10 protein-coding genes and 1 pseudogene are annotated in these 12,325 nt (G+C 67.5%); 3 read left to right on the top strand and 8 right to left on the bottom strand.

Going from position 1 to position 12,325, the window contains the following annotated elements; all coding sequences use genetic code 11:
- Window positions 1–503, top strand: a pseudogene (locus tag WBV89_RS22360) (hypothetical protein); the annotation flags it as partial.
- An 88-nt stretch (window positions 504–591) separates the two neighbouring features.
- Here the strand turns inward: WBV89_RS22360 and WBV89_RS22355 are convergent.
- Together WBV89_RS22355 and WBV89_RS22350 are read right to left on the bottom strand one after the other, a co-directional pair.
- A complete protein-coding gene (locus tag WBV89_RS22355) occupies window positions 592–2,358 on the bottom strand; it encodes an NAD(P)-binding domain-containing protein (protein WP_423983539.1) in 1,767 nt (588 codons plus the stop codon).
- 59 nt (window positions 2,359–2,417) lie between these two features.
- On the bottom strand, window positions 2,418–3,719 hold the full coding sequence (locus WBV89_RS22350) for a DUF2254 domain-containing protein (RefSeq protein WP_423983538.1): 1,302 nt from the start codon (window positions 3,717–3,719) through the stop codon (window positions 2,418–2,420).
- 146 nt (window positions 3,720–3,865) lie between these two features.
- Here WBV89_RS22350 and WBV89_RS22345 point away from each other — a divergent pair, with 146 nt between their 5' ends.
- Window positions 3,866–4,324, top strand: coding sequence for a DUF2510 domain-containing protein (locus WBV89_RS22345; RefSeq protein WP_423983537.1), 459 nt, complete (start codon window positions 3,866–3,868; stop codon window positions 4,322–4,324).
- A 78-nt stretch (window positions 4,325–4,402) separates the two neighbouring features.
- On the opposite strand, the gene WBV89_RS22340 is transcribed toward WBV89_RS22345, so the two are convergent.
- Entirely contained in the window at window positions 4,403–4,930 is a 528-nt protein-coding gene (locus WBV89_RS22340) for a DUF1269 domain-containing protein (RefSeq protein ID WP_423983536.1), read from the bottom strand.
- A 58-nt stretch (window positions 4,931–4,988) separates the two neighbouring features.
- On the opposite strand from WBV89_RS22340, the gene WBV89_RS22335 reads away from it, so the two are divergent.
- Entirely contained in the window at window positions 4,989–5,576 is a 588-nt protein-coding gene (locus WBV89_RS22335; RefSeq protein WP_423983535.1) for a dihydrofolate reductase family protein, read from the top strand.
- Between the two features lie 168 nt (window positions 5,577–5,744).
- Here WBV89_RS22335 and WBV89_RS22330 read toward each other — a convergent pair whose 3' ends face one another.
- The 5 genes from WBV89_RS22330 to WBV89_RS22310 form a co-directional block, all read right to left on the bottom strand.
- Window positions 5,745–7,844 carry a HAMP domain-containing protein gene (locus tag WBV89_RS22330; RefSeq protein ID WP_423983534.1) on the bottom strand — a complete coding sequence of 700 codons (2,100 nt, stop codon included), beginning with the start codon at window positions 7,842–7,844 and terminating at the stop codon, window positions 5,745–5,747.
- On the bottom strand, window positions 7,841–9,349 hold the full coding sequence (locus WBV89_RS22325; RefSeq protein ID WP_423983533.1) for a mechanosensitive ion channel domain-containing protein: 1,509 nt from the start codon (window positions 9,347–9,349) through the stop codon (window positions 7,841–7,843). The genes WBV89_RS22330 and WBV89_RS22325 overlap by 4 nt, the downstream gene beginning before the upstream one ends.
- Window positions 9,346–11,508 (bottom strand): adenylate/guanylate cyclase domain-containing protein, encoded by a 2,163-nt coding sequence (locus tag WBV89_RS22320; protein ID WP_423983532.1) that lies wholly within the window; start codon window positions 11,506–11,508, stop codon window positions 9,346–9,348. Before WBV89_RS22320 ends, WBV89_RS22325 begins: the two co-directional genes overlap by 4 nt.
- Before the next feature lie 102 nt (window positions 11,509–11,610).
- The gene (locus tag WBV89_RS22315; RefSeq protein WP_423983531.1) at window positions 11,611–11,868 is read right to left on the bottom strand and encodes a GlsB/YeaQ/YmgE family stress response membrane protein; all 258 of its coding nucleotides are present in this window, start codon (window positions 11,866–11,868) and stop codon (window positions 11,611–11,613) included.
- A gap of 52 nt (window positions 11,869–11,920) precedes the next feature.
- Window positions 11,921–12,325, bottom strand: a 405-nt coding sequence (locus WBV89_RS22310) for a YhjD/YihY/BrkB family envelope integrity protein (RefSeq protein WP_423983530.1), incomplete at its 5' end; no start/stop codon positions are given.

Below are 12,325 nucleotides of genomic sequence, written 5' to 3'. Positions count from 1 at the left end.
GCGCGGCATCGGGCGGAACCGCTGCGGTGCCGGGGGTCGGCCTCGGGACCGCGTCCGCAGCCTTCGCGGTGGAACTCGCGTGGACGACGGTGCGTCTGTGCGACCTGATCATGACGATCGCGGTGATCCACGGACACGACCGCGCCGGACTCGAGGAACGCCGGATGTGGATCCTGTCGATCCTCACCTACCGGGACGGCGCAGCGGGGATCGTCGCCCTCTTCGCCGCCGAGCTGGCCGAGACGTCGGGTCGGACCGGCGCACGCCGTCTGTCGGAGCGATCGCTGCAGCGCATCAATGCGTCCGTCGGACGGGTGGTCGTCAAGAAGTACGGGACCCGCGCCGGCGTCGCAGCGATCGGGCGCGCCGTTCCGTTCGGCATCGGTGCCGCCCTCGGATACGGGATCAACAGCCGCGCGGTCTCGACGGTGAGCGGACACGCACACTCGTTCTTCACCGAGTTCCCGATCGCGCTCGACGCCATCGACGTCGATCCCCGCTGAACTCGCCAGGACGTTCTCGACCCCGATCCGTCTCACGTGCTGATAGGGAACCGGGCCGAGAACCCCGCACGGGGCGATCAGCGACGGGTCACCAGTACTCCTCGTAGTGGATGTTGCCGGGAGCGTTGCGGCGATCGAGGGTGAAGCCCTGCTCGGCGAGCAGTTCGACGACACCGGTCGTCTCCGGGAACGTCGTCACGCCGTCGACCTCCTCGGGCAGACCGATCATCGCCGGGTTCCCGCACAGGAAGACGTGCGAGGACGACGGTGACAGCTGCACGCCCAGCTTCGAGCCGAAGTCGTCGTCGCGGAGCAGATCCTGCAGGTAGCGCTTCGGGATCCCGGGTTCACGGGTCGGCATCGGGAGGTAGTGGTAGTTCGCGTAGCGCGACTCGAGTTCACGGTGCTTGTCCGCATATCCGAGGTCAGCCGATTCGCGCACGGTCACCGCCGAGATGATCGGGCCGGTGTGGCCCTTGCGGAGCAGATCGATCACCATGCCGTTGTGTGGCGCCTCGCCGGTTCCGGTCGAGAAGAACACGATCTCGGCACGCGGGTCGATCACCGATTTCAGGGTGTACCGGCCGGCGACCTTCGGACCGAGGTAGATCCGATCGCCATCGCGCTTCAGGGCGAGGCGCGGGGTGAGCGCCGGTGTGTTGTCGGGCGTCGGTGCCACGAGGACGATGTAGAACTCGAGCTCGTCGAGCCCGTTCTCGTCCGTGAGATACCCGTGATCGTCGAACATGCGCGACGAGATCGAATACGACCGCCGGATCAACTTGTCCCAGCGGGTGTCCGCCTCGGGGTCGGGGGCGTCGTCGATGCGCTCCTCCCAGTAGCCGAGGCCGAGCGACGCGTACTGGCCGGGAAGGTACGACGTGTCGCCCTGATCGGGTTTGACCCGCAGCACCCAGAGGTCGGAGTGCGTCGGTTCGAAGTGCGTGATCGTCGCGTTGTAGTGCTCGTGTCGGAGCTCTTCGATCGCGCCGACATGCTGGGTTCGGCGCTCGTGCGGTGTGCGCGGCGGAGCGACCTCGACTTCGGGGAAGAGCGCCTCGGCCATCGCCAGTCCGACCTGCCAGCCGGGCGCGGTCGTCTCCGGGCGGTCGTCGCCCGGGTCGCCGAGGAACCAGACCTTGCCCGAGTCGAGCGCGGACGCGGTGACCCCGACGTCCGCGGGATCCGACACCTGCCGAGGCGAGGCGAAGACCACCTGATCGAACTGCAGGTCAGGCGTGCGTCGATCGCCGAACTCCACCATCGGGTACTCGCCGGTGAACGTGATGTGCTGCGGGGACGAGCGGTACAACAGCGTCGCCTGACGTCCCCGTTCGAGCGCTCGCAACGCGCGTTCGGCGGCGGGCGACAGCCGTGACGGGTCCATCCCGGCGGCCGCCAGGACGACGCGGTTCCCGCCATCGACCAACTGTGCGGTGAGTTCGACCGCGTGGTCGGACAATCCGACGACGAGCACATCCTGGTCGGTGGCCGACCCGATCGCGTCGAGGTGAACCCGCGGACTGTCGGGAATCGGAATCGGAGGGATCCACGACGTGTCGGCCCGCCGATCGGCCACGAGCACGGCACGCGTCCGATAGCTGAGACGGTCGGTGTCGACGATCAGGTGGTCACCGCCGACGTCGATCGAGGCCACGGTCTCGCCGAACCCGACATCGAGCTGGTTCGGCCCGATCAGATCGGGAAGCGCGACTCGCGACGACGACTCGATGATCCGGACCCGCCGCAGACCCGACCGGAGCGAGGACACCGCGGTCGACAGGCCACCGGCGGTCCCGCCGATGATCACGAGGTCGTAGATCTGCGTGGGAATCGAAGGGTCGGGGGTGTCCATCGAGGGCACGATAGTTTTTCGGCGCCGACTCACCCCGACCGAGCGAGTCGTGCCGCGTGTCAGGCGCGCAACGCCACGACGCGCCGCTTGTCGACATCGGCGAGATCGCTCGCCTCCACGGCCTCGACGACCTCGGCGATCACCTCGTCGATCGTGTCGATCGGGCCCGGAAGGCCGCGCCGTTCGGTCTCGACGCGCAGTGTCTGCAACGTCCGGATCATCGTCGACGCCACCCCGGGGTCGTGCGCGCCGTAGATCCTGATCGGGTCGAACGCCGCATGCAGGTAGTCGCCGTGCTCGAGGTCCTGGCGGATGACCGTTCGACCGTTCGACTCCTGAGTCGTCGGCGCGACCGGCCGCTCCCACACCTTGAGCATCGTCACACCGAGATGCGCGATGAGATCGCTCGCCGTGTTCGGATCATTGACCCCCGGCGACAGCGCGCGCAGCGCGATGTCGACCATTTGCACGATTCCGAACCCGACGTCCTGCTGCATCGTCCGCGTGTCCCCGACGGCGACCGACCGCCGCACGGCCGCGTCACACGCCTCGGTATCCACCGGTTCCGGCCAGATCCAGGCGATCGGAGCGTCCGGGAACGTGAACGATCCCACCGCCATGGGCAGGTACAGCGTGCAGCCCTCCGGAATCCCGGCGACGGCGACGTCGTGGTCGATCTGTTGGATCCAACCGGACCGGGTGACCAACACCGGGTGGGCGCCGTCCGGAGGGCTCACTTCGTCGGTTTCCGGGACTTCTCCGCCCTCCGGCCCGTTCGACGGGTCCTCGATCGGGATCAGTCGCTCCCTGCGTTCGATGGTCTCGATCGTTTCGGCGAGGATGTCCGAGGCGACCGATCCGATCCGGAGCCGGTTCGTGAGCTGATCGACCGACCGCACGACCGCGACCAACGAACCGATCCCGAGCGCGACCGCGAGCAACACCGAGATGTTGGGGGTGAGCGGATCACCATCGGTGACCGTGCGGGTCTGTCGGAGCACGAGCAGACAGAAGACCGTGGTCCCCAGGACGAATCCGATCGCCATCTGCTGCGTGCGGTCGCCGATCCAGTTCCGGAGTGTGCGCGGCGAGAACTGCGAACTCGCGAGTTGAACGGCGACCAGCATCATCGACAACAGCAACGTGATCGCCGTGATCAGACCTCCGGCGATCGCGGACAGGATGGCCCGGGCGCTCTCGACGGTCGTGGACAGCCAGAGTGGGAACGTCGAGGTGTCGATCGAACGATCGATCCACAACGTCAGTTGCGACAGCGCGATCGCTCCGATCACGAACACAACCGGGAGTGCCAACAGCCGATGCCGGAACTCGTCGAGCAACTGTCGGACGCGCACGTTCACGTGCCGAGGATGCCCCACCCGACCGATTTCATGCCTCGACGAGCATCGACGGCCGCGAAGCCACCGGATGGTGTCTCACATCCGGCACAACGACTCGGGTATGGTCGCCCCGACGATGACCGACGGCGGAGAGCGAACACGACGACATGAGTGACGAGACCAAGAACCCGATCCCCGTGATGCCTGCGGGTTGGTACGACGACCCGACCATGCTCGGAGAGGCCCGCTACTGGGATGGCTTCGGATGGACCACATCCATCAACACGAACGGGGTCACCGCGACCGCGGCGATCGACCCCTCACTCGTCGGAACTCCGCCGATGCGCGGAACCGAGTTCCGCGCGCAACGCCGGGCCGCGCCCGCACCGAGGGCCGCGCCGGTCACCGTGACCCAGTCGTCGCAGAGGTCGCCGTTGGGCGCCATCCTCGCTGCAGTCGTTGTGATCATCCTGATCGTCGCCGTCGTGATGGTCCTCACCCGCGACAACAACGAGACTCCGGACACGCCCGACGTACCGGCGACCACGCCGGCAGCGCCGGCCACCGACGCACCGCCGGTCGACGCCCCCGAGGCGGACACCCCGTCCGAGACGGTCGGGGGCTGAGTCGACGGACGCTCGCGACACCCGCGGACGTCCCGAGGTCGAGAGTCGAGGGGTTGTCGCGGCGCCGCGTGAACGCGGTCAGTCGTCGGAGCCGGCGTCGGCCTCGAGCGCGTTGGTGTCGACCTTGAGGTCTTTCTTCTGGATCTTCTCGGCCTGCTTCATGGCCTCTTCGATCCGGGCGCCCGTGTCCTGCACGCCGACCACGATCAACGCAGCGGTGCCTTCGTCGAGCTGCTCGCCGAGCTCCTTGAGGTCGCTCCGGCTCATCCCTGCCGCGGTGTGACCCGCGACGGCTCCGAGCAGCGCACCGCCCGCGGTGGTCCCGAGGACGAGCCCACCACCGATCGCCGCGAACGGGAACAGTGCGACCACGAGGCCGGTCGCGAGGCCGACGCCTCCGCCGAGGACCCCACCGGCGCGGGTCGGCGTCTCGTGCTTCTTGACGACCTTGACCTTGCCGTCGTCGCGTCGCTCGATCACCGCAGCGTCGTACGCGTCCATCAATCCGAGTTCGGTGTGGAGGGCCTTGACGGCGTCGTAGTCGGCGCGAGCGTCATCGACGCTGCCGTACGAACCGACGAATGAAATGAAGGTGTCGAATGCCATTGCCGGAGATTACACCGCCGACGTGTGGCCGCCCAGCGCTGCGAATACGGTCACGACCATGAGACTCGTCATCAGCGAATTCATCACCCTCGACGGTGTCGTGCAAGCGCCGGGAGGGCCGGACGAAGACACCGACAACGGGTTCACCCACGGCGGCTGGTCGATGCCCTTCTTCGATCCCGAGACGATGGGTGCAGCGATGGACACGGCAGCCCATGCAACCGACGTGCTGTTGTTCGGTCGACGCACATGGCAGACGATGGCGGCCGCGTGGCCCGACCGCGCCGGCGATCCGTTCGCCGACCACATGAACGCCGTGCCGAAGTACGTGGCGTCACGCACGTTGACGCAGAGCGACCTCACGTGGAACAACTCGACGCTGCTCCCGGACGACGACGCGATCGGCGGGGTGCGTGAACTCAAGCAGCAGCCCGGTGGCGACATCTACGTGATGGGGAGTTCGGACCTCGCCCGGCAGCTCGTCGCGCACGATCTGGTCGACGAGTACCTGCTCATGATCGAACCGGTCGTGGTCGGTGGCGGCAAGCGTCTGTTCCCCGTCGACGGAAGGCTCCGTGGGCTCGAACTGGTCGAGCACACGCTGAGCCCCACCGGCGTGCACATCTGCACCTACCGCCCCACCTGACACCCGTCGACACCGCCCGCCGGCTTCCACCGGTGAGATGTGAGACGGACGGTCCGCCCGAACTCTCACCGGCGCCGTGTTCGGCCGCTCACCGGTGAGATCCAGGACCGACATGTGCTCTCACATCTCACCGGTCGAGGCGCTCGGGACGGAGGAGCGGTCGTCGTCTCAGCGGCCGATTCGACCGTTGAGGACGAAGGCGGTGGTGTCGTCGTCGAGGCCGGCGAGTCCGTCGACGACATCGATGTCCCAGGTGTCGCCGAGTACCCCGGCGACGCTGTCGTCGGCCAGCGCTTCTCCGGGACGCGCGAGAGATCCGAGCGTGACCGCGGCATCGGTCGGGTCGCCCCAGACGCCGAACGAGAGCTGGTTGCTGCCGAGGACGCCGGTGGCCACGTCGCCGGCCGACATCCCGGAGCGTGCGCTCAGCGGCTGTCCGAACTCGGCGCCGACCTCGGCGACCTTCGCGATCGCAGCGAGCACGAAGTCGGCTGCGTCGCCGACTCGAGCATCGTCCTGGTCGAGTCCGGTGAGATACAGCTGGCTTCCCGCCGAGCGGTGGATGCGTTCGACCCCGTGGTGGTCCATCAGGTCCTGAAGCACTTCCTCCATCCGATCCGCGATCTCCAACGCCAGATCCTGATCGGCACCGATGCCCTCGGGAGCCCCGTCGACGGTGATCGAGACCACCGTCGCCGTGTCGAAGATGTCTTCGATCGAGTCCTCCCCGCTGCGGACGCGATCGATGAGGCGGTCCGGGAGGAGCGCCATCAGCATGTCGTTGATGTTGCGTTCCTCGTCCAGGATGGTCTGGTCCCGTGATTCCAACTGGTGCGCGACACCGTCCAGTTGTCGTCCGAGGTCGCCGAGTTCGTTGCGGCCGAGATCGGGGACCTCCGAATCGAGATCACCGTCGGCGATCCGCGCGGCCACACCCACCAGGGTGTCGGCCGGTCGTGTCAGGATCCGGGCGAGGAGCACGCCGACCAGACCGATCGTCGGGAGCAGCAGGGCGAGCACCCAGAGCATGCGACGCAGCAGCGAGTTGAGCGCCGAGTCGGTCTCGTCCTTGTCGACCTCCACGACGACCGCCCAGTCCACGCCGTCGACGCCCGCCGGCCCTGCTGCCGCGAGGGTCTCCTTTCCGAGGTAGTTCGTCACCGTCCCGATGAACTCCTCGTCGTCCAACGCGGCTTCGACGGCCTCGTTGTCGACCACCTGCAGGAGGACCGGTGACCCGACCGCCTCGATCAGATCGGCGCGGTTCTGGTCGTCGTATCGATCGACGTAGCGACGCAGATACTCGTCGGAGTCCTCGATCCAGAGCCGCGAGTCGGAACGCAGGGTGCCATCCGCTCCAACGACGTAGCTCTCGCCGGTGTTGCCCAATCCGAGACGCGTCCAGTCCTGCTGCGCGGTCATCACCGCCGTCAGCCCGTCGACGGGAACCTCGGTGACGATGACCCCGACCACGTCGGCACTCGACCGGATCGCCGCAGCGACGAAGAACACCGGCTGGCCCCGCGTCGGAATGTAGAAGAACGAGTCGGACATGACGGCATCACCGACGGCAGCACTGCTGAGCGTGTCGAGCACCGACCCCAGTCCGTCGGCGGCGTACGGCCCGTCGATCCCGTTCGTGCCCAGGTCGATCCGCTTCTCGGTCGTATACACCACTTCGCCGGTGTCGACGTCGAGGAGCAGGAGGTCGGACATGGGGGTGTTGCCCAACAGCTCGCGCAGCACGGGATGGTGCTCCGCGTGGGCGGCGCTGTAGGACGAGCCGTCGCCGGCGTCGTCGAGCAGGTCGCGGTTGTCGTAGTCGTTGGGGTTCTCGACGATGTACTGCTGCTGGATGTACTGGCCAGCCGGTGAGGCGGGGACCAGCGCGCTCACGTCGACGTCGATGCCGGCGGCCACGAAACGCGGCAACACCTCCTCCTGGTACAGATCGGCGAGACCGGTGACCTGATCCGGTGAGACCGTCTCGTCGAGTGCGCCGAACTCGTCGGACAGGTCGACCATCGCGTCGACCACGGACGGATTCGCGGCGAGGCTGGCGACCTGCGATTGGAGTCGCAGAACGCCGGTGTTGATGGCCTCGATGCGCGTGTCACGTACCGACTCGATCTGCGAACGGACACCGTCGTTGATCAGCACGCTGGCGAACAGGTAGATCACCGCCGACAACAACAGGACCGAGACGAGAGCGACACCGACGAGTGTCACCGCGAGGCGACGGCGGAGTCCGGGGGCGCGGCGTCTCATGAGTCGTCACCGTCCTCGGTCGCCGTCTCGGTCGCTGCCGCTGCGTCGCGTTCGTGGTGGCGGAGCACGCGGTGGATCCGTCGTCGCCGCGTCGCTGCGATCTGCTCGAGGACGGCCGCCAGGTCGGGAGCTTCCGAGATCACACGACCGGCGGCGGCTGGTGGGATCGTCACGACGTCGCAGTCCGTCATGGCCACGACGAGCGCCGCACCATCCATCTCCGGAGCCTCGTCCATGACGCCGAACACCTCGCCGGCGTCGAAGTCGAGGACGTCCAGATCGTCCGAACCGTCCTGTCGGACTGACAGGCGGGCTCGACCTTCGTGCAGCAGCAGCAGGTCGCTCTGCTCTCCCTCGACGATGATCGTCTCACCTCGCTCGAACCGGGTGAGGCTTGCCGAGGATGCCAGCTGGTCGAGAACATCGTCGTCGAGTTCGGCCATCAGCGGCGCAGCGACCAGGCACCTCCGGATGTCGGCGGAGGTGGTCCGCGCTTCGATCGCCGTCTTCGCACCGTCGAACAGATACAGGTCCTGGGCCGGGTTGGGGAGCGGGACGTCGTGGCGGTAGCTGAGATACCAGACGAGCGAACCGAAGTCGGCCTTGACGCGAGGGGCGAGCGTGTAGTCCTCGATGAACATGTACGCCTGGTAGTCGACGACCGGGTCGGCGATCTGGGTGACCCACACGTACGGCGCAGGCTCCGCGACGACCCCGGGGGTCGAACGAGCGGCGTCGAGCAGCATCTCCTTCGCCGCCGTCGGTGTCGCCGTCCGCTCGATCTGGACCGGCACCATCACGCGGTGCAGACGAGTCGGTCGGTCGAAGTTGGTGATCGTCGCCGTGGCGAGTTGACCGTTCGGGATCACGACGAGGTCGCCGTTGCGGTCCTGCACGCGCGTGGCGCGCCAGTTGACGTCGATCACCCGTCCCTCGATCTCGTCGGACTCGATCCAGTCACCGGCGGCGAAGGGCTGGTCCGCGAGCAGGGTGAAGCCGGACGCGATGCCGCTGAGCGTGTCCTGGAGCGCGAGCGAGATCACCAAGGAGGTGACGCCGAGCGCCGTCAGCGCAGCCGAGAGATCGACCCGCCACACGCCGGCGATGAGCAACCACAGCGCCACGAGGATCAGCAGGAGTCGGGGCAGGGCGAGCAACAGCCTCGGGATCGGGCGGCGGCCGGTACGTCTGGGTCGGTCGGCGAGCCGTTCGACCACGACGCGGAATGCGCTGAGCCCGGTGACCGCCATCGCGAGGACGAGCGCGCTGGCCTCGACGCGGAGGAAGAAGTTGCCCTCGTCGATGTCGAGCAAGGCCCGTGCCAGGATCCAGAGCGTCAGCAGCGGGACCACCCAGATGCGGATCGTCGAGACCGTCGCCTGGAACTTCGAGTCGCGTTGGCGCAGGCGCTCTTCCAACTCGCCGGCACCGATGATCAGCAGCGGAAGCAGAACGATGACCAGCGCAGCCCACGCCGCGTTCGAGTCCGGAAAGAGGTTTCTCATGTCACCGTCGCCTCGTCGCTTGCCCGCCCGGAGACGAGGACGGTTCCCGGCGCCACGTTCGGACCGATCAGGTCCTCGACCACGAGGTTCGAGGGCAGCAATGCCCGAGACGTCGCCGAAACCAGCACCTCGCCCGGCCCGGCGCGCCGCGCCAGATCGGCCGCACTCTGCAGCGTCGTCCCCCACGCGTCGTAGACCAGACCCGACCCGCCGGTCAGCCCGATCGTGATCGGGCCGGAATCGATCCCGACGCTCATCGAGAGTCCTCGATCCTCGTCGCCGATGAGGTCGTCGATCAGGTCGCGCACGTCGAGCGCGAACAACACCGCCCGTGCCCCGTGATCGATGTGTGGGCGGACCGTCCCGCAGGTGGCGAAGTAGGCGTCGCCGGTGAGCCGGATCCGCTCGACGCCGCGGCGCTTGGCCAAGGCGTCGGCCTCCTCGACGAACCGGTCCAACAGATCGCGAGCCTCCTCACCGGCATCGTCGTGCATCAGGCGGCCGAGACCACGGATCACGACGACGGCGACGGTCGCGTGAGCAATCTGCTCGACCACGTCACGATCGCCTGCCTCGGCCCGTTGGGCGACCTGCGGCGGCAGGATCCGTCGCAGCAGACGCCGACGCTCCGAGGCCCGATCGGAGGCCGCAGCGTTGCGACCGGCGAGCGTTTCCAACATGGTGTCGATGTCGGTCGCCAGTTCGACGAACTCGGACGAACTGCCGCTCGGCAGCAACTCCGAACTCACGCCCTCACCAATTTCTCCGCCTGCCCGGATCGCCCTCAGCCTCGTGGAGATGATGCGGACGGGGAGAACGATGCTGCCGGCCCATCTCCCGGCCAGGAACGTGATGGCCACCAGGAAGAGGCCGATCGCGATCAGGAGGTTGCGCGAGAAGTCCGCGGACGGTTGCTCGATCTCGGAGCGATCGAACTCGGTGAAAATCGCCCAGTCGAGCCCCTCGATGTCGAGGGATCGGCGCGCCTGGAGCACCTCGATCCCGAGGAAGTTGTTCGTCTCCACCACGCTCGGGGGATCGTCGAGCGCGGCATCGACGGCCTGATCGGCGACCGGCTGGAAGAGCACGGTCGTCTCGAACATCTCCATCAGCTGGGTCTCTCGCTCCGTGGCGGTCCCGGCCTCGAGCACGCCGTCCACGAATGCGCTCTCGTCCTCGATGAAGCCGCGAGCGTCGGAACGCATGAGATTGTCTCCGGCAACCGCGTACGTCTCGCCGGTCGTGTCCTGCTCGTCCCACATTCCACCGTTGGTCGTGATCGCGCTGATCCGATCGGGGCCGATCCGCATCGCCACGAAACCCGCCACCGATCCGTCGCCGACGACCGGGCTCGCCACGAAGAGGCTGGGCTCGTCGCCCGCCCCCGAGTAGGTGGTGAAGTCCCGGATCATCGCCGTGCCCGGTTCGGGCTGTTCGCCGAACGAGTTGATGAGCACCGCGAGCGCGCTCCCGCTCTGTGGTCCGAACAGGAGGCTCGTCGCGAAGTCGATGTCCTTCGCGGTGGAGTAGACGATCGTGCGCCCCTCCGGTTCGATCAGGTAGACGTCGTCCACCCCGGTCTGGATGGCGAACTCGCCGAACGCCTGGTCGAGCGACGCGTGTACCTCGGACCATTCGCTCCCATCGCCGGCGTCGGCGAGCAGGCCCGTCTCGTCACCGGGGACGACGTATTTCGCCTGGAGCCGGATGGCGGCCGGCGTCTTCGGCGCGAGGCGAGCCGCGCTGACCGGCCGGTCGCGCACCTCCGACAACTCGGGTGCCACGACGTCGACGTAGTACTCGTTCACCTTCTGCTCGTCCTCGGCTGTCGGCGGTTCGGCGTCCAGGACCTCGTAGGCCGCGGTGAAGTCGTCGATCGCCTGGGCGGTACTCGGACTGATCGCCTGCGAGATCGCGGCGCGTTCGAGGTTCACGATGTATCGCTCGACCTCGTCGGCCCGGGCGGCGCCGAGCGATTCGATCCGGGCCCGCACGACCGTGTCCGAGATCTGGCCCGCACGCTGGAGTCCGACGACCGCCGCGATGACGAGCGAGACGAGGGCGACGAGGAGTACGACCAGGGAGAGTCGCGTCGCGACCGAGGTGTTCCGAACGATCCGACCAGGCCATTCGCCGATCGTTCTCAGGGTCTCGCGCACGAGTGGAAGCTAACGCGTCGGGCTGTTTGCGGGTAACTCTCGCCCGCAGTGCAGCCGCTGCGATCCCTCGGTCGTGTCAGGCACTGGCCGTGTGGTCCTCGGTCATGCCTTCTTCTTGCTGACCGCCTGCCACACCACGGTGACGATCAGCGCTCCGACGAACGAGCCGATCAGACCGCTCGGTTTGATGGCCAGCCCGTCGCCCGCGACGAGGCTCGCGATCAGCCCGCCCACGAACGAGCCGCCGATCCCGGCGACCAACGCCATCGTCCAGTCGACCTGACGCGTCGAACCTCCCAGGAGCAGCTGGGCCATCCAGCCGACGAACATTCCGAGAACGATGAGGGCGAGAATCAACATGGGCGCCGAGACTACTGCGCGAAGGGCGAGGAATGCCCGGATGGCAGGCCGTTCAGCGCACGGCGCCGGGCAGCCTGCGCCCGAGCGTCCGGGTCAGCTCGGCACCCGCGAGGATGATCTGGGCGATTGCGTAGAGCCAGACGATGCCGACGAGGATCGATCCGGTCGCTCCGACCAGCGACGACGAACCGAAACGCTGCATGTACTCCACGAACAGGCGGTTGCCGATCGTGAGCACGAACGCCGTGGTCAGTCCCCCGAACGCCGATACCCGCCACCCGATCGACTGCCTGGTCAGGAAGTGGAAGAGCAGGGCGATGACCGCCGCCAGGATCGCCCCGGAGGTGAGCGTCGTCAAGATGTCGGCCGCAAGGTCGATCAGCACGAAATCACCGCCGAGCCAGTCACGGACGAGGTTCGAGACGCTGACGACGACGAACGAAGCGATGAGCACCGC

Source organism: Ilumatobacter sp., assembly GCF_049588435.1.
Lineage (GTDB): Bacteria > Actinomycetota > Acidimicrobiia > Acidimicrobiales > Ilumatobacteraceae > Ilumatobacter_A.
This window is presented reverse-complemented; position numbering and strand designations above follow the sequence as displayed.